The following is a 21,291-nucleotide window of genomic DNA, read 5'->3' on the forward strand; positions in this document are numbered from 1 at the left end:
CTTCTCGTGAGCGCTCCCCAATCCTCGGTTCCCCCGCTGGCCGTCGTCCTCAACCCCAATGCGGGCGGTGGACAGGCGACCCGCGCGTGGCCGCGCCTGGAGGCCGAGCTGAAGCGGCGCGGCCAGCCCTTCGAGCTGATTCTGGAGAGCAGCGGCGACGACGCCCTAGCTAGGATTCAGGCGCTGCCCCCCCGTATCGGCGTGCTGGCGGTGGGCGGGGACGGTACTGTGGGAGCGCTGCTGCCTGCGCTGGTTTCGGTGCCAAAACGCCCAGGCCGCCCGCTGGCAGTGGTGCCGCTGGGCACCGGCAACGACTTTGCAGGCATGCTGGGTCTGCGGCCCGGCCAGTTCGCCGAGGCCCTGGACCGCCTGAGCTTCCAGCCCCGCGACGTGGACGCGCTGGAGGTCCGCATTCTAGAAGGCGACGGCGCGGGTCGCACCCACGTGCTGCTGAACGGCCTGGGCCTGGGCTTTGACGCCGCCGTGACCACCAACATGGCCCACGCGCCCGCGCGTCTTCAAGGCTTCATGCGCTACGCCTGGGCTGCCGTGGCCACGGTGCGCGAGCTGCGTCTGGCGGACGTGCAGATCACGCTGGACGGCCAGCCGTTCTACAGCGGCCCCAGTCCCATCGTCGCCGTGATGAACGGCACGCGTTATGGCGGCGGCTTTCGTATCAGCCCGCAGTCCAATCCGCGTGATGGGCAGTTGGACGTGGTGGCGGGCGGCCCCATGAACCGCCTGCAGCTTGTGGGCCTGATGCTGCGCGTGCTGCGCGGCACCCACCTGGACCAGCCGCAGGTTCATGCGGCCAAAGGCCACGAGGTTACGGTTCGCTGGGACGCGCCCACGCCGATTCACCTGGACGGCGACTTGCACGGCCAGGTGACGGCGATCAGGGTGAGAGTTTTAGAGGGCGTGGTGAAGCTGCTGAACGGCTGAGGAGGAGTTCAGTTCGGATCTTGGCTCCCTTCAAACACTTTGCTTCATCTCTGGATTACCGAAGTCGTTTCATGGTACAGCTATTTATATTCTAGCTCGTATCTACCGAGTACTTTCCGACCAGTGTTTGTTCAATCTCGACTTTGGTATCGATTTCGCTATCGCACGTCACATTTATGCCCAGATCCACCTTATAAATTATGATTCTCATAGTTGGTTTGTACCCCTTGGGGAAGGAGTAAGCGGCTCTTACATCATCCTCCCTAAGCATTTTCACGGCATCGGTAGAGTTCTTCCTTCTTTCCCTATAAAACATATAATTGCCATCATCTATTACTAGAGAAGGAATAGCAATTGTAGAAGAAGGGATGCCATTGCTATATGTCACCTCCCAAATCTGACCAGAGGTGAATACAGGATTTCCGGCAGTGTAAGCCTGAGTTACCGGGGCGCAGGCTCCCAGAAGTGTCGTAACGGCTAGGATTAGAAAAGTAGCTTGAAATTTCATCGTCGCCAATCTTGTCGGGAATACCCTCTCTTAAGTCTGACAGCATTCAGGGCCGCATGCGGGTCAGCATGCGCGGAAAGGGGATCGCCTCGCGGATGTGGTCCAGGCCGCAGATCCACGCGATCACGCGCTCCAGGCCCATGCCGTAGCCTGCGTGCGGCACGCTGCCTACGCGGCGCAGGTCCAGATACCAGTCGAAGGCTTCCAGCGGCAACCCCTGTTCCTCAATGCGCGACTTGAGCAACCCGTAGTCGTGGATGCGCTCGCTGCCGCCGATGATCTCGCCGTAGCCCTCAGGGGCGATCACGTCGTCGCACAGGGCCACCCTGGGGTCCTCGGGGTCCGGCTGCATGTAGAAGGCCTTGATGGCTGCCGGGTACTTCTCGATCATAACGGGCCGGTCAAAGTGGTGGCCCAGAATCGTCTCGTGCGGCGCACCCAGGTCATCACCCCACTCGACGGGCTGCACGTCATCCTGCACGTTGGGCGGCAGGTCCTTGGATTCAATGTGCTGGCGCACGATGTCCAGCGCCTCGGTGTAGGTGATGCGCGGGTAGTGCCCCTCGGCGGCTCCGGCCAGTTTCGCAGTGTCACGGCCCAGTAGTTCCAGCTCTGGCGCGCACTCGTCCAGGGCGCGGCGCACGATAAAGCTCAGCATGCGCTCCTGCAGGTCCAGGTTCTCGCGGTGACTGCTGGGCGCCACCTCTGGCTCGATCATCCAGAATTCCAGCAGGTGGCGCCGCGTCTTGCTCTTCTCGGCGCGGAAGGTAGGGCCGAAGGTGTAGACCTTGCCGAAAGCAAACGCCCCCGCCTCCGCATGCAGCTGCCCGGTCTGCGACAGGTACGCCTTGTCCTCGCCGAACAGGTCGATCTCAAACAGCTCGGTGGTGCCCTCGGCGGCGTTGGGCGTGAAGAACGGGGCGTCGAAGCGGACGAAGCCCTCGCCATGGAAGAAATCCACGATGGCGCGCTGTACGCAGTCCCGCACCCGCATCACGGCCCAGGGCCGGCGATGCCTGAGCCACACGTGGCGGTGGTCCATCAGAAATTCGATGCCGTGTTCCTTGGGCGTGATCGCGTACTCGGCATGGTTCTCGGAGATGGGCGTCAACTCGCGCACGCTCAGCTCGACGCCGCCGGGCGCGCGCTCGTCGGCGCGGACCTCGCCGGTCACGGTCACCGCCTGTTCCTGGGTGAGCCGCTTTGCAGCCTCGAAGACGCTCTCGTCCACGTCGCCCTTGAAAACGGTGGCCTGTACGAAGCCGCTGCCGTCGCGCAGCTTCAGGAACTGCAACTTGCCCTTGCCGCTCTTGTCGGTCAGCCAGGCGTGAACGCTCACGCTCTGGCCGATATGTTCCTTGAGGTCATGAATGCTGGAAATGGAGGCCATGCGCGGAATTATGGCAGAGGCGGCGCGCTGCTGTGGGCCCGCCGGGCCAGACCGGGAACGGGATACTCCCGTATTGCCTCGCCTTCAGGCGCGCTGGCGCCGGTGCCTGCGATGGGCCACCACACCGCTGTAGATCTCGTCGAGTGCCCGCACCCTTTCGGGTAGATCGTAGCGGGCCGCACTGGTCCGTGCGCCGGCCTGAAGCGCACTCAAGCGCTGCAGGTGCAGGGTGTACAGCAGGCCGTCGGCCAGCGCCTGTGGGGTGGCGTCGCGCACCGTGCCGTTCACGCCCTCCTCAATCAGGTCCAGCGCGGCCGGACTGCGGGCGGCGACCAGCGGCGCGCCGGCGGCCAGTGCCTCGATCATGGACATGGGCAGCACCTCACTGGTGCTGGCGGTCAGGAAGGTGTCGGCGGCGGCCAGGGCCTCGGGCACCCGGGCGTAGGGGACCGGACCGGTGAAGGTCACACCTTCAGGGGCAGCCTGCGCCGCCGACGCCCGACTGGGGCCGTCGCCCACCACCAGCAGCCTCAGCTCCGGGCGGCTGGCCCGCGCCCGATCGAAGGCCCGGACCATCACGTCCAGACTCTTCTCCGGGGCCAGGCGGCCCAGGTACATCACCAGCGGCGCGTCAGGGGGCACGTTGTGCTCGGTGCGGAACGCACGTCCGTCGGCGGCCTGGAACGCGGCGAGATCCACCGGGTTGGGAAACTGTTCCACATGGCCCGCAAAGCCGTACTCGTGCAGCATCTGGACCATCGCCCGGCCAGGAGCGAGCACGGCGTCGACCCGGCGGGCAAAGGCGCTGACGTGGGGGCGCAGCATGGCGCGCCCCAATCGCCGGGGCATCGGGGTGTAATGCAGGTACTCGTCGTACTGGGTGTGCGCCGTGAAGACCACCGACGCGCCCGACAACCGGGACCACTTCAGGGCCAGCCCCCCCGCCAGAAACGGGTGCATGGTGTGCAGCACGTCCAGATCGCGCAGCGGCAATCGGGCGGTCAGCAGCGGTCCGGGGGCCAGAAGGACCGGATAATCCGCCGGGGCGCCCAGCGCCTGCGCCCCCAGGAACGAACTGTTCAGGCGGTACACGCCGTCCTCGCGGGCGGGCATCAGCGGATGGCGGGGGGCAAAGACCCGCACATCGTGGCCGCGCTCCCGCAGGCCACGCACGTACAGCGCCGTGCTGGTCGCCACACCGTTGCGGGACGGCAGGTAGGTCGCGGTGATGATTCCGATTCTCACGCTGGGCGGCAGTCTAGAGCATAGGGACGGGCGGGGAGGGGGGGGTGGGCCGCCTGGCGCCATTTCGTGCAGCAATCCACGCCGGCGCCGCCCGACGGTTCCTGTGCCCTGACCCAAATCAAAGCTTCGCCTCGCTATCCTGCGCCGCATGACTGCCTCAACTCCATCCTCTGTCCCGCCCCTCATCATTCCCTGCGTGGACATCCAGTCGGGGCGGGCCGTGCGTCTGTACGAGGGCGATCCGGACCGTGAAACGGTGTATTTCGAGTCGCCGCTGGACGCCGCGCGACACTGGGTCAGCCTGGGTGCGGGGCTGGTGCACCTGGTGGATCTGGACGCTGCCACCGGACGAGGCGAGAACCGCGCGGTGATCGCGCAGATCGTTTCGCAGCTGGGCATGCCGGTGGAGGTGGGCGGCGGCATCCGGGACCAGGCCACGGCGGAGGCGCTACTCAGAAGTGGGGTAGACCGGGTGGTGATCGGCACCGCCGCCGTCAGGCAGCCCGAACTGGTGGCTGCGCTGATCGCCGCACACGGCCCCGAACGGGTGGTGGTCAGTCTCGACGCCCGCGGGCTGGAGGTCGCCACCCATGGCTGGGCGCAGGGCAGCGGCCTGATGGTGGCCGAACTGACTCCCCGGCTGGCCGAGGCGGGCCTGGAAACCCTGATCTTCACCGACGTGACCCGCGACGGCACCCTCAAGGGCCTGGACCGCCCCCTGATGCAGGAGGTGAGGCGACTGTGGATCAACACCCTGATCGTGGGCGGCGGCGTCGCCAACGTGGACGACGTGCGCCTGCTCGCCGAGGAGGGCATCCACGGGGCCATCGTGGGCCGGGCGATCTACGAGGGCACGCTGGCGTACCCAGTCCGGCTGTAGCCAGAAGCCAGCCTGATTAGGTTCCCTGCGTCCTCGCCGCGGCTGTCGCTTTCCGGGCCAACCGCGGAATGGTCAGCCCCTGCACCAGCAGGCTGAAGATGACCACCCCGTAACTCAGGACCAGCAGCATGTCACGCAGATCGCCGTCTGGCACATTGAAGGCCAGGGCTAGCGTCACGCCGCCGCGCAACCCGGACCAGACCATCAGTCGGCGGGTGTACGGCGGAAAGTGCTCGCGCCGCGTGAGCAGGGTGATGGGCAGCCACACGCCCAGCGCCCGCGCCCCCAGCCCCAGTGCGATCACCGCGGGCAGCAGCGCCACCAGCGGCCAGCCCAGATCCAGACTCAGGATCTCGAAAGCCATCAGCGTGAACAGCGCGGCGTTCAGCAGGTAGTCCACGAAGTTCCAGAAGGTGGCGAGGTGATCGTGGATGGTATCCAGCTGCGCGTGGTTCTCGGCTTCCCACTGGGCCAGCTGTTCGCTCTGCCGAATTTTGCGGCGGATCAGCTGAAGCAGCGCCATTAGCGTCAGGCCACTCATCACGGCCGTTACGGGCGCGCTGACCTCCAGCCGCTGTGCCAGCGCGTTGCCCCCCACCACCAGGGCCAGCGAGATGACCAGTCGGGTGTTCTCGTCGAGCGCGCTGCGGCGGATGAACGCGAAGGCCAGGGCCCCCAGCGCCGCGCCCAGCGCGAGGCCCCCCAGCATCTCGCGCCCGAACAGCAGCAGCGTGCTCCAGACAGTCACCTCCTGCGTGATGGGCGGCAGCAGCGCCACCAGCACCGTGAAGGCCACCACGCCCACGCCGTCGTTGAAGAGCGACTCCCCGGCAATCAGTGACTCCACCTTTTCCGGCACTCCGGCGGCCTTCAGTAACGGCAGGGCCGCCACCGGATCGGTGGGCGCGACAATGGCGCCGAACAGCAGCGCCGCCACCCAGGGCACCGGCATGCCCGCCCATTGCAGCAGGAAGTAAAAGCCGCTTCCCAGCAACAGCAAGGTGACCAGGGTGGTCAGCAGGGTCACGGCCAGCACCGTGAGGCGCTCCTCGAACAGCAACTTCACATTGATCTGAATGGCGCTGGCAAACAGCAACAAACCCAGCAGCCAGTCGAAGACCAGCGTGCCGAAAGGCAGAGAGGTTACGGTGGCCTGAAACCGCTCGGCCAGCGGCACGCCCAGCAGATCCAGCGTGGCCACGCCCCCCGCCAGGATCAGGCCGCCGATCAGGATGCCGATGGTGGGCGGCAGTTTGAGAAAGCGGCTGTTGACGAATGACAGCGTTGCCAGCAACACCACGAAGATGCCAAAGATCTCGCTGGAGGACATGGAGCCAAGTATGCCTCCCGCAACCGCGTACGCCCTGGCCGCATGTTCTGGTGCGAGGTGGACTACTTATGTTCAGGGGCTGTTGCCTGTCTGCCGAATCTAGCGCGGGCGGCGCTACTTCTTCCCCTTGCCTCCGGTCCAGCCCAACAACCGCAGGACGATCACGGCGGGCACGGCCAGCACGGCGCGCATCGCATTCCACATGGTGCCGCGCACGGTAGGAAGCAGCCGCCCCTCGGCGCGGGTGGGTGCGTGGGGCAGCATGCGGGGCATTTTCGAATTGGCAGTGTCCAGCATTTCCCCCAGACGGCCCGGCAACGAAGCGCCTGTCTCCGCCTTCTGGCTGGCCTCCAGCTCCTGCGCAGTGGGCGCGGCGCTGATTTGCGATCCTTTCTCGACCAGTGCCGCCTTCTTGTCCACACTGGCCGCGCCGCCCGCTCCGGAGCCGAACTTCTGCGAGTAGACCCAGGTGACCTCCGCGCCGAAAAAGAAGACCATGCTGGAAAAGTAGATCCACAGCAGCAGCAGCACCAGCGACCCGGCGGCCCCGAAGGCGCTGCCCGGCGCGGCCCGGCCCAGGTAGATGCCGATGGCGATCTGGCCGATGGTGAACAGCACCGAAGTGATCGCCGAGCCGATCCAGACCTCGCGCCACTGGAGCTTGACGTTGGGCAGCACCTTGTACAACGCGGCGAATACTACCGTCAGGATGCCCGCGCTGACGAAGAAGGTGGCGACGCGTACAAAAAGCGTCCCGAGGCCGATCACCTCGCCCAGATGCTCGGCGATGGCCGACAGGTAGGTGTTGCCGATCAGGAAGGCGATGATGATCAGGCCGATCAGCAGCACCAGTCCGAAGGAGATCAGCCGCGACTTGATCACGTTCAGGATGCCGTTGCCGGGGGCCGGGTCTGCGCCCCATAGCGTGTTCAGCGCGTCTTGAAGTTGCACGAACAGGCCGGTGGACCCCATGAACAGCGTCACGAAGCCCGCAATGCTCGCCAGCAGCGTCGACTGTTGCAGTCGGCTGCCGTCGGGCACGATGCCCTTGACGAATTCCACGGCGCTCTGGTTGAGGTTCTGGGCCAGAAAATCGAACAGCCGGTCCTGCACGTTCGCGTTGGCCAGCAGCCCACTCGCGACGGCCAGCACGAAAAACAGCAGCGGCGCGATGGCGAAGATGGCGTAGTACGCGATGGCAGCGGCCAGACGCGGGGCCTTGTCCTGGCTGAAGGCCAGCGCGGATTCGCGCAGCAGCGTGAACAGATCGGCGGGCGTGAACCTCATCCGGGCAGTGTAGCGGGCGGGGCGGTATGCGCCTGCCTGTCTTAACCTAAAGTTATGCGCCCCATTCCCGCAGGCTTCGTGCAAACCCTGACCGTGACCGTGACCGATGAGATGACGGTCGACTTCGGCGAACTCGGCGCCGTTCACCCGGTCTACGCGACGTACTGGATGGCCAAACACTTCGAGGAGGTGGGCCGCAAGATCATCCTGCCGTTTCTGGAAGACGGCGAGGGCGGCATCGGCTCGCAGGTGGAGGTAATCCACACCGGGCCGGCGCTGCCCGGCATGGCCGTGACCGTGACCGCCACGTTCACAGAACAGGCGGGACGCCGCGTCCACGCCACCATGCGTGCCGTGACCGAACTGGGCGACGAGATCGGCCACGGCAGCACCACCCAGTTCGTCCTGCCGCAGACCCGGATCGACGCCAATTTTGAGGCGTTGCGGGCGCGGTGGGCCGCCAGGGTGGCCGGGACGGGCGGAAGCTGAGTGCTCCCCTCACCCATCGCTTTGGCCGCCTTGATTAACAGATCACTTTGACCTCTAAGTAAGTTGCCATGGACAAGGCTCCGGCCCGCTATGCTGGTGGGCAGTATGCCCAAATCTCCTCCCGTGTCCCGGTATTACGACGTCAAACGCGATGAACAGGGCAACCGGTTTATCGACGTGCAGGTCAGTGGTCTGGCGCTCCTGCAAAACCCGCTGCTCAACAAGACCACTGCCTTCACCGCGGAGGAGCGCCGGGACCTGGGCCTGGAAGGACTGATCCCGCCGCACAACAGCAGTTTCGAGGAGCAGAAGGAACGCACTTACCGCCGTTACCAGCGCAGCGCCAACGACCTGGAAAAGCACGAGTATCTGCGCGCCCTGCAGGACCGCAACGAGGTGTTGTTCTTCGGAGTCCTCGAGGACCACCTGGAGGAGATGCTGCCGATCATCTACACCCCCACGGTGGGCGAGGCGGTCAAGTTCTTCTCCAACAACTACCGCTATCCGCGTGGCTTCACCGTTAGCACCCAGGACATCGACCGGGTCGAGGACATGCTGGAGAATGTGCCGGTCAATGACGTGCGGATGATTGTGGCCACCGACAGCAGCGCGATCCTGGGCATCGGAGACCAGGGCTTCGGCGGCATGGCGATCTCCATCGGCAAGCTCTCGCTGTACACGGCGGCGGGCGGCGTCGGCCCCGACAAGACGCTGCCCGTCGAGCTGGACGTGGGCACCAACCGCCAGGACCTGATCGACGACCCGCTGTACCTGGGGGTCCACCACAAGCGGCTGACCGGGGCCGCATACGACGAGTTTCTGGACGCCTTCGTTGAGGCTGTCTCCGCCCGCTACCCCAAGGCGATCATCCAGTGGGAGGACTTCTCGCGCGGCACGGCCTTCCGGGTGCTGGAGCGCTACCGTAAGGTGGTCCCCAGCTTCAACGACGATATCCAGGGTACCGGGGCGATGGCCCTGGCCGGGGTGATGAGCGCGGCCCGCATCAAGGGCGAGCGCCTCTCCGAACAGGTCTTCGTGATCGTGGGGGCGGGCGCGGCAGGCATCGGCGTGGCCACCGCCATCCGTCAGGGCCTGGAAGCCGATGGCCTGAGCCACGCCGAGGCCAATGCCCGCGTGTTCGTCGTAGACCGTCACGGCCTGCTGATGGAGGGGCAGGACGATCTTGAAGCCCAGCAGCAGAGCTTCGTGCGTCGCCGGGAGGACATCGCGGGCTGGACCTACGCTGGCGACTACCCCACGCTGCATGAGGTGATCGTCGGCGCGCGTGCCACTGCGCTGCTGGGCTTCACCGGCGTGCCGGGCCTGTTTCGCCAGGAAAGCGTGGAGGCCATGCTGGCGCACACGCCGCGTCCGATCATCTTTCCCCTCAGCAACCCCAGCAGCCATGTCGAGGCCCGGCCCGCCGACCTGATCGAGTGGACGGACGGCGGCGCGATCATCGCTTCCGGCAGCCCGTTCCCTGACGTGGAGTATGGGGGCAAGAGCTATCCGGTGGGCCAGGGTAACAACGCGTTTATCTTTCCGGGGCTGGGTTTTGGCGCGGTGGCCGCCCGTGCCCGCGAGATCACCGACAACATGGTGATGGCCTCGGCCCGCACGCTGGCCGCCTTTACTGAACAGTACGGCGAGCGCGTGTACCCGCCCATCAGCGCCCTGCGCGAACTGAGCATCCGTGTGGCCGTGAACGTGGCGCGGCAGGCCATTACCGACGGGGTGTGTGCCGAGCGCCGCATCCGAACGATGACCGATGTGGAGCTTGAAGCGGTGATTCGTGACCGCGCCTGGCTGCCCAAATACCTGCCACTTCGGAAGGTGGGCGGCGTGAACGGCGGTTAGACGCTCTCCTGCGGCCAATCCCCAGGAGGATGGCCGCCGTTTCACGCTGCGCCAGACGATCCTGCCGCTTCACGCTTTCGCAGGCCCCCGCCGTCTATCCTGTCTTCGGCCAGGAGACCGAGCGCCCGCCTGCCGGGTGCTCACAGAGAAGCTCCCAGGCAGTCTTGACAAGGAGAATCCATGACCCACCCATCCTCCAATCCACTCCAGGACCGTGACGTGGTGATCGTCAGCGCCGTCCGTACCCCGATCGGGGCCATTCGTGGCTCGCTCTCTACCGTCCGCCCGGACGATCTGGCCGCCCACATCATCAAGGCTGCTGTCGAGCGCAGCGGCGTCAATCCTGCGCTGATCGAGGAAGTTATCCTCGGCTGTGCCAACCAGGCTGGCGAGGACAACCGCAACGTGGCGCGCATGGCTTCCCTGCTGGCTGGGCTGCCCGACACCGTGGCGGGCCTGACGGTCAACCGTCTGTGTGCCTCGGGCCTTTCAGCCATCAACACGGCGGCCCGCGCCATCCGCAACGGCGACGGCGACGTGTATGTGGCGGGCGGCGTGGAGAGCATGACCCGCGCTCCCCTGGTGATGCCCAAGGGTGCAGGGGCTTTTCAGAACGGCAACGTGACGGTCTACGACACCACGTTGGGCTGGCGGTTCCCCAACCCCGCCATGCAGGAACTGTTTCCCCTGGAAGCAATGGGGGAGACCGCCGAGAACATCGTTGAACGCAGCCGCGAGGGCGCGTACGCGGGCGGTGAGATCACCCGAGAGGATCAGGACGCCTTCGCGCTGGAATCGCAACGGCGGACCGTGGCCGCCCTGAACGCGGGCCGTTTCAAAGATGAAATCGTGCCGGTGGAGGTCAAGGGCAGGAAGGGCGTGACCGTCTTCGACACCGATGAGCATCCTCGCTTTCAACGGGTCGGCGACACCTTCACGCTGGACACCTCGGCTGAACAGCTGGCCGGCCTCAAACCGGCCTTCCGTAAGGGTGGGAGTGTCACGGCGGGCAATGCCTCAGGGCTCAACGACGGCGCAGCGGCGCTGGTGCTGATGAGCGCGGGCAGGGCGCGGGAACTGGGCATCGAGCCGCTGGCCCGCTGGGTGGGCGGGGCGGTGGCAGGGGTGGAGCCGCGCGTGATGGGCCTGGGACCCATTCCAGCGACGCGTAAGCTGCTGGAGCGCACCGGAATCAAGCAGGCGGACCTCGATCTCATCGAGCTGAACGAGGCGTTTGCAGCCCAGGGACTGGCTGTGATCCGCGAATTGGGCCTGGATCCCGAAAAGGTCAACGTCAATGGCGGGGCGATTGCGCTGGGGCATCCCCTTGGAATGTCGGGCGCACGGTTGATCGTGGCGCTGACCCACCAGTTGCGCCGGACGGGCGGGCGTTACGGGCTGGCGACGCTGTGCGTGGGCGTCGGGCAGGGCGAGGCGGCCATCATCGAACGGGTGGAGGCGTGAAGACCGTCCCGATCATCTCCGCCGATGAGGCCGCTGCGCTGGTCACGTCCGGGGATACCTTGCTGGTGGGCGGGTTCGGGATGACTGGCAATCCGGTGCATCTCGTCCACGCGCTGGCCGAAACGGCCACCCGTGACCTGACCTTCGTCGGCAACAATGTCGGTGAGGCGGGCCTGAGCGGGGGCCGTCTGCTGAGAAACGGTCAATTGAAAAAGGCGGTGGGCTCCTTTTTTACCTCCAACCGCGAGGCGGTGGCGGCGGCGCAGGACGGCTCCCTGGAAGTGCAGCTGATCCCGCAGGGCACGCTGGCCGAGGCCATCCGTGCTGGTGGGGCCGGTATTGGCGGCTTCTACACACCGACCGCAGTTGGCACTGTGATTGCCGGGGACACAGACACCCGGACCCTGAACGGTCAGGAGATGGTCTTCGTCCCTGCTCTGCGCGGCGACGTGGCGTTCGTCCGGGCATGGCGGGCGGACCGGGCGGGCAACCTGCAGTATCGCCTGACTGAACAGAATTTCAACCCGGCGATGGCGACGGCGGCGCAACTGGTGGTTGCTGAGGTCGAGGAAATTGTGGAGGTCGGCGAGATCGCCCCCGAGCACGTCCATACCCCCGGACTGTATGTGGACGCCCTGGTGCACGCCACCCTGACCCTGGCGGATCTGGGCAGCAGCGCAGATGTCAGGGGAGGAGCCAAGCGGGTGGACGAGGCCAGAATGAACATGGCCCGCCGCGCCTTGCAGGAGTTGCGCCCCGGCGACGTCGTGAACCTGGGCATTGGCATCCCCACCCTGGTGGCAGACCTGATCACCCCCGAGATGCAGGTCAACCTGCACACCGAAAACGGTATGCTGGGGGTGGGGCCGGCCCCCGAGGGTGGCGGCGCCATGGACTACCCCGTGAATGCGGGCAAGATTCCAGTGACTGCCCTGCCGGGAGCGAGTTACTTTGACAGCGCCCACAGTTTCGGGATGATCCGTGGCGGCCATGTGGACGTGGCGGTGATGGGTGGACTGCAAGTCGATGAGGCGGGCAATCTGGCGAACTGGGCCGTGCCGGGCAAGCCCCTGCTGGGCGTGGGCGGCGCGATGGATCTGGCCAGTGGAGCTAAAAAACTGATCGTGACCATGACCCACACCGATCCAGATGGCACGCCCAAGATCGTCCCTGAATGCACGCTGCCGCTGACGGCGCGCGGCGCGGTAGACATGGTCATCACCGATAAGGCCGTCTTCGAGATGGTGGACGGGCAATTGACCCTGACCGGTCTGATGCCCGGCACCACCCTGCAAGACGTGCGGCTGTGCACGGGCGCCAGCTTTATTGAGCGCCTCGGAGCCTGATCGGGCGGAAGTGTATTGGCCCGATGTTAGGACAGGAGTGCTTCTCACTCTGAACACTGCCAGAAGAACAAAAATTTCACGAATTAAAAATATCGTGAATACTTTCACTAATAAGAGATAAGAAGAAGGCGGGTACTGGCCCGCCTCTTTCCTTACTTGAAAGCTTATGCCTGGGGCTGCTGCAGCTGCGGGCCGGGAACGAAGCCTTCCAGGGTGGCGTAGTCGTCCTGGAAATGCATCAGCACGCCGCCGAACAAGGTGTCGAAGGTTTCCTGGGGCATTTCGGCCAGGGTGGGGTAGAAGCCCACGTACTCCAGCCACACGTTGCCGTCGCTGTCGATGCTGCGGGCAAACGCGCGCTCGCGGTTGCGGTCGTTGAGCATGTTGACGACCTCGTCGCGGCGATCGGTGTAGGTCTTCTGGGTCACGCAGGTGACTTCCAGGCGCGAGGTGTTGTTGGGGCCGTCATTGACGCTGACCAGCACGGCGGCGTCGCCCATCTCGAAGCGCCAGCCCATGCGGATGAAGCGCTGGCCGTTGTTCTCTTCCATATCGAGCTGGACTTCCTTTTCCTTCAGGTACTTCGCCAGCGTATCCAGGGTCAGCAGTGCCGTTTCCATCGTCATCAAAACCATCTCCTTGAGGGGGTGAAGCTCAACGCTCCAACATTGGTGCGTGGTTGAAACCCGAACGATTCTAACACCTGCCGTCCAGTGCGCACCTTGAACCGGAGTCCAAGATGCGGGGGGTGTGCCTTCAGGGTCTCGACAGAATCCTCAGGGTGACCGGGGCGACGCCCTGCGCCAGAATGCCCAGCGAGGCGGCAGCAGAGCGTGAAAGGTCGATAATGCGCCGCGAACTCCCGAACGGCCCACGGTCATTGACCATCACGTCCACGCTGCGGCCCGTGCCAGTGTGCGTGACCCGGACCCAGGTGCCGAACGGCAGGCTGCGGTGCGCGGCGGTCATCACGGTTTGCCGCGCGGTTCGGCCGCCGTAGAACACCGCCGAGCCGCTTTGAAAAACAGCGGTAGAAGCGCTGGCCGTCCCTGTCTCCATTCCGCCAAGAGGGGAGAGGATCAGGGTCAGCGCCAGGGCCATGCGCCTCAAACCGACTCCTTCGGTGCGTGGCTCAGTACCTCGCAGCCGTCCTCCGTGACCAGCAACAGGTCCTCGATCCGCACGCCACCCACGTCTGGCAGGTACGCTCCCGGCTCAATGGTGATGATCATGCCTGGTGCCAGCACGTCCTCGCTGGTGCCGCGCAGCCCCGGCCCCTCATGGACCTCAAGACCAACGCCGTGGCCCAGCGAGTGTGAGAAGGCCTCGCCCAGCCCGTGCCCGGTCAGGATGTCGCGCGCGATCTTGTCGAGGTCGGCGGCGCGCACCCCTGGCCTGACGGCCCTGACGGCGGCTTCCTCGGCTTCCAGCACCGCGTTGTAGACCCGCCGCATCTCGTCGGAGGGTTGACCGACGGCCACTGTGCGGGTCATGTCGCTGTTGTAGCCGTTCATGCGTGCGCCCATGTCCACCGTCACCAGCTCGCCGTCCTGAATCACCCGCTCCGAGGCCAAGCCGTGTGGCATTGCTCCGCGCGGCCCGCTGGCCACGATGACCCCGAAAGCCGGTCCGGCTCCGGCCTTGCGCAGCCGCGTCTCGATCTCCAGCGCGATGTCCAGCTCACGCACCCCGGCGGCGATCATGGGCCGGACCTCGGAAAAGACCTGGTCTGCCAGATCCTGCGCCGCCCGGATGGCCCCGATCTCCTCCGAGGTCTTGTGCAGCCGTAACCTCTGAACCACGCCGCGCAAGGGCACCAACTCGGCGTCCGGCCAGTGTTCCTTCAGATCTTTGAGCCCCGCCACGGTCAGGTGATCGGCCTCGAAACCGACTTTTCGCCCCCCAAGCGTCCCCGCTGCATGCTTGAAAGTTTCCGGCGGGCGGGCGATGTGCTGCGGCACGCTGGACTCCTCGCGGGCCTGAACGGTGTACCGCGCGTCGGTGTACAGCGTCGTGGCGTCCGGGGTCACCAGCACCCGGCCGTCCTCGGGCGACGTGAAGCCCGTCAGCGCCCTCACGTTGGCCGGGTTGCTGACCCACAGGGCGTCCACGCCCGCCTCGCTTATCGCGTCTCTCAACCTTTGCAGTTGGCTCATAAACCAAGACGCTAACACCTTGCCCTTTCCCCATTCGTGCCGCCACTGCAACCTGTCCCCGTTCAGGAGACACCTCGCGGTTAAGGTTTTGCCCCTGCAACGTCCATCAATCTGACGGGACGCTTATACTCCTCTATCGGGACAACACGAGATTCGCACAGCGGGCCTACCCAGGCCCCATCCCCAAGGAGGGACACCGTGAAGCTTCACGAATATCAGGGCAAAGAAATCCTGCGCCAGTTCGGCGTCAACGTGCAAGAGGGTCGGGTCGCCACGACTCCGGACGAGGTGCGTCAGATCGCGCGCGACTACGGAGATGCCGTTGTGGTCAAGGCCCAGGTGCATGTCGGTGGGCGTGGCAAGGCGGGCGGCGTGAAATTCAGCCCCACCCCCGACAAGGCGTACGAGAACGGCGAGAAGATCCTGGGCATGGACATCAAGGGTCTGACCGTCAACAAGGTGCTGGTGACCAAAGCCGTGGACATCGACGCCGGGACTGAGTACTACATTGGCATGATCGTGGACCGCAACGTCCAGAGCTTCACGCTGATGGCCTCCGCCGAGGGCGGCGTCGACATTGAGGAAGTGGCCGCCGAGACCCCCGAAAAGATCGTACACTACCGTGTCGACCCGATCACCGGCCTGCGCCCCTACGAGGCGCGCGAGGTCGCCATTCAGGCGGGCTTCAAGGGCAACCTGAACAAGATTGCCGACATGATGGTCAAGCTCAGCCAGGCCGCGTTGGAGCGTGACGCTGTGCTGGTCGAGATCAACCCGCTGTTCGTGGATGTCAGCGGCACTCCCCTGGCGCTGGACACCAAGTTCGAGATTGACGACAACGCCATGTACCGCCACAAGGATCTGGCCGACTGGCGCGAGATGGAAGCGGAGCATCCGCTGGAAATTGAGGCCAGCAAGTACGGCTTCGCCTACGTCAAGCTCGATGATGGCAACGTGGGCGTGCTGGGCAACGGCGCAGGCATCGTGATGACCTCGTTGGACGTGGTCAACCGTGCCGGGGCCAAGCCGGCCAACTTTCTCGACATCGGCGGCGGGGCCAAGGCCGAGATCGTGTACAACGCGGTCAAGCTCGTGTCCAAGGACACCGACGTCAAGGCAATCTTCATCAACATCTTCGGCGGCATCACCCGCGCCGACGAGGTCGCCAAGGGCGTGATTCAGGCGCTCCAGGACGGCATCCTGACCAAGCCGGTGCGCATGCGCATTGCCGGAACGGCCGAAGAGGAAGCCAAGGCGCTGCTGGCCGAGGTCAATAGCCCGCTGATCCAGATGTACCCCAATATGTTCGATGCCGCCGCCGAGGCCGCCAAGGAGGCGAATAAGTAAATGGGCATTCTCGTCAATAAGGACAGCAAGGTGATCGTCCAGGGCATGACCGGACGTGAGGGCGCTTCACACAGCCGTGCCATGAAGGAATTCGGGACCCAGGTGGTCGCGGGCGTGACCCCGGGCAAGGGTGGCACGGACTTCGAGGGCTGGCCCATCTATAACTCGGTGGCCGAGGCCAAGGAGGCCACGGGCGCAAACGTGTCCATCATCTTCGTGCCGCCCGCCGGGGCCGCCGACGCCGTGCTGGAAGCCGCGCACGCGGGCATCCCGCTTGTCATCCTGATTACCGAGGGCGTCCCCACGGTCGACATGATGAAGGCGGTTCAGGAAGTCAGGATGCTCGACGCCAGAAGCCGCGAACACGGTGGCGAGGGCGTGCGCCTGATCGGTGGCAACTGCCCCGGTCTGGTGACCAACGGGGAAGCAAAGGTGGGCATCATGCCCAACAAGATCTACACCAACCCCGGCCGCATCGGCCTGATCAGCCGCAGCGGGACCCTGACCTACGAAGCAGCGAAGCTGCTCAACGACGCTGGGATGGGCACTTCTACCACCGTGGGCATCGGTGGCGATCCGGTCATCGGGACCACCTTCGCCGACGTCCTCCCCATGTTCGAGGCGGACGAGGACACCGACGCCGTCGTGGTCATCGGTGAAATCGGCGGTGCGGACGAGGAAGCGGCGGCTGAGTACATCAAGAACAACATGAAGAAGCCCGTGGTGGCGTTTATCAGTGGGCGCAGCGCCCCGGCGGGTAAGCGAATGGGCCACGCGGGAGCCATCATCATGGGCAACGTTGGGACCCCAGAAAGCAAGCTGGCCGCTTTCAAGGATGCGGGTGTTCCGGTGGCCGACACCATGCCCGAGATCATCGATCTCGTCAAGGCAGCGCTCAACAAGTAATTCTGTCTTTTTGGAGGGACTGCCGATGCGTCGGCGGTCCCTTTTCTGTTGCTGACCTTGCGTCGCCCTTTGGGGCATTCCTACCAGCGCGTCACGTCCAGATCAGCCGACCAGCTTACACTGGACCCATGAATCTCCGCCTTCTGCTGTCCCTTGCGCTGGGTTTGTCTGTGCCCCAGGCGTCGGCCTTGACGGTCACAGGCACGGTACAGGGCAGCGCGGCGCCGGATCTGCGTCTCGCTGGGTTTGCCGTCACGCCGTTCGGTCAGCCGGTGCAGGAACTGGCCAGCTCATCGCTTGATAGCGGTCAATTCCGACTTGATCTTCCTGCGGGGCCGCCGCCTGCCCGTGCCCAGGCCGTGTTGAGTTCGCAGAACGTGTCCTGGCCTGGCGTGATCGATCCAGTGCAGGTGAGCGCCGCCGCACAGACTGGAGAGCTGAAGCTCTTCGTGTACCGCGATCAGAACGGCAACGCACGCCATGACGAGAACGAATCCTTGCGTGAGGTCTCGCCGATGGTCGGCAGATCGTCGTTGTTCATCCCCTGGGTAAGCGCTGATGTGACGGTGACCGCCAACAAGGGGTATCAGGCATCCCTGAAAAAGGGCTGGAATGCCTTCCTAGTAGATGTGGGACGTGTCGTGAACGTTCAACCATTTGCTGAAGCGGTAACTGTTACTGTTTCACTGCAAAGGTAGACAATCGAATATAAAATTCACGAGTTAGATTTATCGTGAAACTATTCACTTGCATTATTAGTAATGCTTATCTATTCCGGGCAACTCAAAAGTGAGGCGCTATCTTCTTGCTGTGTCCAGCGGTGTCTACGAGCGATCAGGGGTCAGGATGCACTACAGCGTCTCGGGGAAGGGCTCGCCGATGGTGCTGGTTCATGGCTTGAGTGGCTCCTCACGCTGGTGGCGCAGAAATCTCGCCGCACTCACTCAGAGTCATCGAGTGTATTCCCTCGATCTGTCCGGCTACGGTTCCGCCCGCCGCCAGCGTGCGTTGTCGGTTCGTGAGAGTGCGGCCCTGATTGCTGACTGGCTGGAGGCTGAGGATTTGCAAGGCATTACGTTGATCGGACACTCCATGGGAGGCCATATCTGCATCCGTGTGGCTGCAGACCATCCGCAGCGCATTGAGAATCTGGTGCTGGTGTGTGCCAGTGGGTTGCTGAAGGCCAGCGCCTACCGCACGGCCCTGAACCTGCCGCGCGCCTTGGTCACCGGACGCAAACGCTTTGTGCCACGTATCCTGACTGACGCCCTGTTGGCGGGGCCACTAAACCTGTGGCGGAGTGCCAGTGACCTGCTCAAGGACAGCGTGCAGGACTGCCTCCCTCAGATCTCGTCCAGAACGCTGGTCGTGTGGGGGGAGCGCGACGCGCTGGTGCCGTTACCGCTGGGTGAGCTTCTCGCTGAGTCGATCGATGGCGCGCAATTAGCCGTGATTCCCCATGCCGGCCATGTGGTCATGGTCGACGCGCCCGAGGCCTTCAATGCGGCTGTGTTGAATTTTGTCGATGGTCCACAGGTTGATGAGTGAGCCAGGGGCAGGCGCTGTATCTGAAAGTCAATGGTTTGACCACACACGCCTGGGTCCGGGGCAGTGGCCCACCGTTAGTCATTGTGCCGGGGTTGGGCTGTGCCTCCTGGATGTACGTGCGTGTGTCCCGTGAACTGGCCAGCCGCCGCACGGTGTACGTCTATGATCCGCCTGGTCACGGTCACAGCCAGGGCCTCCCGCACCTTCCGGATTGTATCGAGCAACTCACCGATCATCTGGCTGCGTGGTTGGAAGTGGCTGGTCTGAAGGGAGCACCTATTTTCGGGCACTCGCTGGGTGCTGAGGTGGCCTTTGACCTGGCGGCCCGCTACCCCCAGCATGTGGGCGCCTTGATTGCCTGCGCGCCCACTGGGATTCCGGAGAACCCCAGCGTCCTGGCCCAGTTTGTCCGTTTGCTGCTTGACCTGCCACGCGAACGCCTGGGATTGATGATTCCGGGTGTACGGGCCTACGTCCGGTGTGGTGCGCGGCGGATGCTCAAGCTGGCTGACGATCAGCGCCACCACAGTACTGGCCCACTGTTGTTGCAGATCAAGGCTCCGACACTTCTGGTGGACGGAACGTCCGATCCAGTGATTCGAACGTGGACCCTCAAGGCCATCCGGGACGCCATTCCCACCGCGTACGTCTGTGAAATTGAAGGCGGAACGCACGCGCTGACCGACCTCTTTCCACGAACAATGGCTCGATATACCATCGACTTTTTGAATGCAGTTGGCCAATAGAGCATAAAATTTTCACGAACTGGACTTGTCGTGAATATATTCACTAGCTTAGAAATTATGAATGGGGCACTTTGCCCCACAACATTACTCCTGAGCCAGCTCCAGCCCTACCTCTTCCAACTGAGCTGTCGAGATAAAGGAGGGGGCCTGCGCCATGAGGTCTGCCCCCCGATTGTTCTTGGGAAAGGCAATGACCTCGCGAATGCTGGTGGCACCAGACATCACCATAACCAAGCGGTCAAAACCCCAAGCAATCCCACCGTGCGGGGGAGTGCCCGACTCCAGCGCATCCAGAAAAAAGCCGAACTGCCGCCGCGCCTCCTCCGGGGTAAAGCTGATGGCAGCGAACATCTGTTCCTGCACTGCTGGGTCATGGATACGAATGCTGCCACCGCCGATCTCGAAGCCGTTCAGCACCAGATCGTAGGCCTGGGCGCGAATCTCGCTCTGTCGCTCGGTCCCAAAGAGGGGGACGTCGTCCGGATGCGGAGCAGTGAAGGGATGGTGCATATAGGTCCAGGTGGCGCTGTCCTCGTCATATTCCAGCTGAGGAAAGTCGGTCACCCAGGACACGTGGAACTGGGGACCAGCCGAGGCCAGGCCGAACAGGTCTCGCAGGCTCAGACGGACGGCGCCCAGCGCCGTGACGGCCCGTTTCCACTCGCCTGCCGCGAAGAGCAAGATGCCACCGTCCTGCACGCCGGTTTGTTCCAGAAGGGAGGCAGCCTGCGCCGTCAGAAATTTACTGATGCCGCCGGTGAAACCCTCGCCACTGCGTTTGGCCCAGGCAAGCCCCTTCGCGCCGTTCTGTTTGGCCACCCGCTCCAGCTCATCAATCTGCTTGCGGGTCAGTTCTGGCGCGGCCAGTACCTTAACCGCCTCTGCACTGGCAAATGCAGCGAATTCCCCACCCGCAAACAGTGTCGTGACGTCCGCGAACTCCATCCCAAAGCGCAGATCGGGCTTGTCGGAGCCGTAACGGTCCATCGCGTCCCTGTAGCTCAGGCGCGGAAAGGGGAGAGGCAGGGCCACATCCAGCACTGTTTGAAACACGTGCGCCAGCAGGCGTTCCTGCAGATTCAGCACGTCCTCCTGCTCCACAAACGACATTTCCATATCGAGTTGCGTGAAATCCGGCTGGCGGTCCGCACGCAGATCCTCATCGCGGAAGCAGCGGGCGAGCTGGTAATAACGGTCAAACCCAGCGATCATCAGCAGTTGCTTGAACAGTTGCGGGCTCTGGGGCAGCGCGTAGAACTCCCCGGGATTCAGGCGGCTAGGCACCAGGAAATCCCGCGCGCCCTCCGGGGTGGACCGGGTGAGCATGGGCGTTTCCACTGCCACGAAGCCCTCGCCGTCCAGAAAGGCCGTGACCGCCGCCGTCGCCCGGCTCCGCAGCATCAATGCACGCTGCATCTCCGGGCGGCGCAGGTCCAGATAGCGGTACTTCAACCGGATGTCCTCGGCCACCTCCGCCCCCTTTTCCAGCTCGAAGGGAGGAGTCTTTGCGGTGTTCAGGACCTTCACGCGCGAGGCGATGACCTCATAATCTGCCACGCCACCCTTGCGCTGGCTTTCAGGGCGAAGTTGATACATGCCCTCGATCTCGGCCACATATTCGGCACGCAGGCGATCAGCCTGGGCAAATGCAGGGGAGTCCGGCTCCACCTGCACCTGAATCATGCCGCTGCGGTCCCGCAATTCCACGAAGATCAATCCGCCCAGGTCGCGACGACGGTTGACCCAGCCCTGCAGGGTCACCGTTTGCCCGGCGTGGGTGGGGGAGAGGTGGCCGATCATGGCGGTGCGTTTCATTTGAACTCCTTCAGAATGATGGGAAAGACAGGGAG

20 protein-coding genes are annotated in these 21,291 nt (G+C 64.3%); 11 read left to right on the forward strand and 9 right to left on the reverse strand.

Annotated features, from left to right (window positions below):
- The first annotated feature begins 6 nt into the window (after positions 1 to 6).
- Positions 7 to 942 (forward strand): diacylglycerol/lipid kinase family protein, encoded by a 936-nt coding sequence (locus HNQ08_RS07955; RefSeq protein WP_184129553.1) that lies wholly within the window; start codon positions 7 to 9, stop codon positions 940 to 942.
- Between the two features lie 91 nt (positions 943 to 1,033).
- Here the strand turns inward: HNQ08_RS07955 and HNQ08_RS07960 are convergent, their stop codons facing one another.
- The 3 genes from HNQ08_RS07960 to HNQ08_RS07970 all read right to left on the reverse strand — a co-directional run bounded on the left by HNQ08_RS07960 (position 1,034) and on the right by HNQ08_RS07970 (position 4,085).
- On the reverse strand, positions 1,034 to 1,450 hold the full coding sequence (locus HNQ08_RS07960) for a hypothetical protein (RefSeq protein ID WP_184129556.1): 417 nt from the start codon (positions 1,448 to 1,450) through the stop codon (positions 1,034 to 1,036).
- A 46-nt stretch (positions 1,451 to 1,496) separates the two neighbouring features.
- Positions 1,497 to 2,840: an asparagine--tRNA ligase gene (gene asnS / locus HNQ08_RS07965; protein WP_184129559.1), complete on the reverse strand. Its 1,344-nt coding sequence runs from the start codon at positions 2,838 to 2,840 to the stop codon at positions 1,497 to 1,499.
- Between the two features lie 84 nt (positions 2,841 to 2,924).
- On the reverse strand, positions 2,925 to 4,085 hold the full coding sequence (locus HNQ08_RS07970; RefSeq protein WP_184129562.1) for a glycosyltransferase: 1,161 nt from the start codon (positions 4,083 to 4,085) through the stop codon (positions 2,925 to 2,927).
- 148 nt (positions 4,086 to 4,233) lie between these two features.
- On the opposite strand from HNQ08_RS07970, the gene hisA reads away from it, so the two are divergent.
- Positions 4,234 to 4,965 carry a 1-(5-phosphoribosyl)-5-[(5-phosphoribosylamino)methylideneamino]imidazole-4-carboxamide isomerase gene (gene hisA / locus HNQ08_RS07975; RefSeq protein WP_184129565.1) on the forward strand — a complete coding sequence of 244 codons (732 nt, stop codon included), beginning with the start codon at positions 4,234 to 4,236 and terminating at the stop codon, positions 4,963 to 4,965.
- A gap of 16 nt (positions 4,966 to 4,981) precedes the next feature.
- On the opposite strand, the gene HNQ08_RS07980 is transcribed toward hisA, so the two are convergent.
- Both HNQ08_RS07980 and HNQ08_RS07985 read right to left on the reverse strand, forming a co-directional pair.
- Positions 4,982 to 6,295: a cation:proton antiporter gene (locus tag HNQ08_RS07980; RefSeq protein WP_184129597.1), complete on the reverse strand. Its 1,314-nt coding sequence runs from the start codon at positions 6,293 to 6,295 to the stop codon at positions 4,982 to 4,984.
- Between the two features lie 114 nt (positions 6,296 to 6,409).
- Complete coding sequence (locus tag HNQ08_RS07985; protein WP_184129600.1) at positions 6,410 to 7,582, reverse strand: YihY/virulence factor BrkB family protein; 1,173 nt, start codon at positions 7,580 to 7,582, stop codon at positions 6,410 to 6,412.
- Positions 7,583 to 7,636: 54 nt separating this feature from the next.
- Between HNQ08_RS07985 and HNQ08_RS07990 the strand changes: the two genes are divergently transcribed.
- The 4 genes from HNQ08_RS07990 (at position 7,637) to HNQ08_RS08005 (ending at position 12,738) form a co-directional block, all read left to right on the forward strand.
- Entirely contained in the window at positions 7,637 to 8,071 is a 435-nt protein-coding gene (locus HNQ08_RS07990) for a thioesterase family protein (protein WP_184129604.1), read from the forward strand.
- Between the two features lie 105 nt (positions 8,072 to 8,176).
- Entirely contained in the window at positions 8,177 to 9,928 is a 1,752-nt protein-coding gene (locus HNQ08_RS07995; protein WP_184129607.1) for an NAD-dependent malic enzyme, read from the forward strand.
- Positions 9,929 to 10,108: 180 nt separating this feature from the next.
- A complete protein-coding gene (locus tag HNQ08_RS08000) occupies positions 10,109 to 11,392 on the forward strand; it encodes a thiolase family protein (protein ID WP_184129610.1) in 1,284 nt (427 codons plus the stop codon).
- Complete coding sequence (locus tag HNQ08_RS08005; RefSeq protein WP_184129613.1) at positions 11,389 to 12,738, forward strand: 3-oxoacid CoA-transferase; 1,350 nt, start codon at positions 11,389 to 11,391, stop codon at positions 12,736 to 12,738. Before HNQ08_RS08000 ends, HNQ08_RS08005 begins: the two co-directional genes overlap by 4 nt.
- A 164-nt stretch (positions 12,739 to 12,902) precedes the next feature.
- On the opposite strand, the gene HNQ08_RS08010 is transcribed toward HNQ08_RS08005, so the two are convergent.
- The 3 genes from HNQ08_RS08010 to HNQ08_RS08020 form a co-directional block, all read right to left on the reverse strand.
- Entirely contained in the window at positions 12,903 to 13,364 is a 462-nt protein-coding gene (locus HNQ08_RS08010; protein ID WP_184129616.1) for a YbjN domain-containing protein, read from the reverse strand.
- Positions 13,365 to 13,494: 130 nt separating this feature from the next.
- Positions 13,495 to 13,839, reverse strand: a complete 345-nt coding sequence (locus HNQ08_RS08015) for a septal ring lytic transglycosylase RlpA family protein (RefSeq protein ID WP_184130363.1) — start codon at positions 13,837 to 13,839, stop codon at positions 13,495 to 13,497.
- 5 nt (positions 13,840 to 13,844) lie between these two features.
- A complete protein-coding gene (locus tag HNQ08_RS08020) occupies positions 13,845 to 14,894 on the reverse strand; it encodes a M24 family metallopeptidase (RefSeq protein ID WP_184129619.1) in 1,050 nt (349 codons plus the stop codon).
- A gap of 198 nt (positions 14,895 to 15,092) precedes the next feature.
- On the opposite strand from HNQ08_RS08020, the gene sucC reads away from it, so the two are divergent.
- The 5 genes from sucC (at position 15,093) to HNQ08_RS08045 (ending at position 19,441) form a co-directional block, all read left to right on the forward strand.
- Positions 15,093 to 16,241, forward strand: a complete 1,149-nt coding sequence (gene sucC, locus HNQ08_RS08025) for an ADP-forming succinate--CoA ligase subunit beta (protein ID WP_184129622.1) — start codon at positions 15,093 to 15,095, stop codon at positions 16,239 to 16,241.
- A complete protein-coding gene (gene sucD, locus HNQ08_RS08030; RefSeq protein ID WP_184129625.1) occupies positions 16,242 to 17,147 on the forward strand; it encodes a succinate--CoA ligase subunit alpha in 906 nt (301 codons plus the stop codon).
- Between the two features lie 128 nt (positions 17,148 to 17,275).
- Positions 17,276 to 17,845, forward strand: coding sequence for a hypothetical protein (locus HNQ08_RS08035; protein WP_184129628.1), 570 nt, complete (start codon positions 17,276 to 17,278; stop codon positions 17,843 to 17,845).
- A gap of 148 nt (positions 17,846 to 17,993) precedes the next feature.
- Positions 17,994 to 18,695 (forward strand): alpha/beta fold hydrolase, encoded by a 702-nt coding sequence (locus HNQ08_RS08040; protein ID WP_184130366.1) that lies wholly within the window; start codon positions 17,994 to 17,996, stop codon positions 18,693 to 18,695.
- A complete protein-coding gene (locus tag HNQ08_RS08045) occupies positions 18,692 to 19,441 on the forward strand; it encodes an alpha/beta fold hydrolase (RefSeq protein WP_184129631.1) in 750 nt (249 codons plus the stop codon). The genes HNQ08_RS08040 and HNQ08_RS08045 overlap by 4 nt, the downstream gene beginning before the upstream one ends.
- A gap of 84 nt (positions 19,442 to 19,525) precedes the next feature.
- On the opposite strand, the gene aspS is transcribed toward HNQ08_RS08045, so the two are convergent.
- On the reverse strand, positions 19,526 to 21,256 hold the full coding sequence (gene aspS / locus HNQ08_RS08050) for an aspartate--tRNA ligase (protein WP_184129635.1): 1,731 nt from the start codon (positions 21,254 to 21,256) through the stop codon (positions 19,526 to 19,528).
- Positions 21,257 to 21,291: the final 35 nt, after the last annotated feature.

The organism is Deinococcus humi, assembly GCF_014201875.1.
GTDB lineage: Bacteria > Deinococcota > Deinococci > Deinococcales > Deinococcaceae > Deinococcus > Deinococcus humi.

Excerpts from the sequence above, each read along its gene's own strand:
- HNQ08_RS07960 (WP_184129556.1), bottom strand. The coding sequence starts at position 1,450 with ATGAAATTTCAAGCTACTTTTCTAATCCTAGCCGTTACGACACTTCTG.
- asnS (WP_184129559.1), bottom strand. The coding sequence starts at position 2,840 with ATGGCCTCCATTTCCAGCATTCATGACCTCAAGGAACATATCGGCCAG.
- hisA (WP_184129565.1), top strand. The coding sequence starts at position 4,234 with ATGACTGCCTCAACTCCATCCTCTGTCCCGCCCCTCATCATTCCCTGC.
- HNQ08_RS07980 (WP_184129597.1), bottom strand. The coding sequence starts at position 6,295 with ATGTCCTCCAGCGAGATCTTTGGCATCTTCGTGGTGTTGCTGGCAACG.
- HNQ08_RS07985 (WP_184129600.1), bottom strand. The coding sequence starts at position 7,582 with ATGAGGTTCACGCCCGCCGATCTGTTCACGCTGCTGCGCGAATCCGCG.
- HNQ08_RS07990 (WP_184129604.1), top strand. The coding sequence starts at position 7,637 with ATGCGCCCCATTCCCGCAGGCTTCGTGCAAACCCTGACCGTGACCGTG.
- HNQ08_RS07995 (WP_184129607.1), top strand. The coding sequence starts at position 8,177 with ATGCCCAAATCTCCTCCCGTGTCCCGGTATTACGACGTCAAACGCGAT.
- HNQ08_RS08000 (WP_184129610.1), top strand. The coding sequence starts at position 10,109 with ATGACCCACCCATCCTCCAATCCACTCCAGGACCGTGACGTGGTGATC.
- HNQ08_RS08010 (WP_184129616.1), bottom strand. The coding sequence starts at position 13,364 with ATGACGATGGAAACGGCACTGCTGACCCTGGATACGCTGGCGAAGTAC.
- HNQ08_RS08015 (WP_184130363.1), bottom strand. The coding sequence starts at position 13,839 with ATGGCCCTGGCGCTGACCCTGATCCTCTCCCCTCTTGGCGGAATGGAG.
- HNQ08_RS08020 (WP_184129619.1), bottom strand. The coding sequence starts at position 14,894 with ATGAGCCAACTGCAAAGGTTGAGAGACGCGATAAGCGAGGCGGGCGTG.
- sucD (WP_184129625.1), top strand. The coding sequence starts at position 16,242 with ATGGGCATTCTCGTCAATAAGGACAGCAAGGTGATCGTCCAGGGCATG.
- HNQ08_RS08035 (WP_184129628.1), top strand. The coding sequence starts at position 17,276 with ATGAATCTCCGCCTTCTGCTGTCCCTTGCGCTGGGTTTGTCTGTGCCC.
- HNQ08_RS08040 (WP_184130366.1), top strand. The coding sequence starts at position 17,994 with ATGCACTACAGCGTCTCGGGGAAGGGCTCGCCGATGGTGCTGGTTCAT.
- aspS (WP_184129635.1), bottom strand. The coding sequence starts at position 21,256 with ATGAAACGCACCGCCATGATCGGCCACCTCTCCCCCACCCACGCCGGG.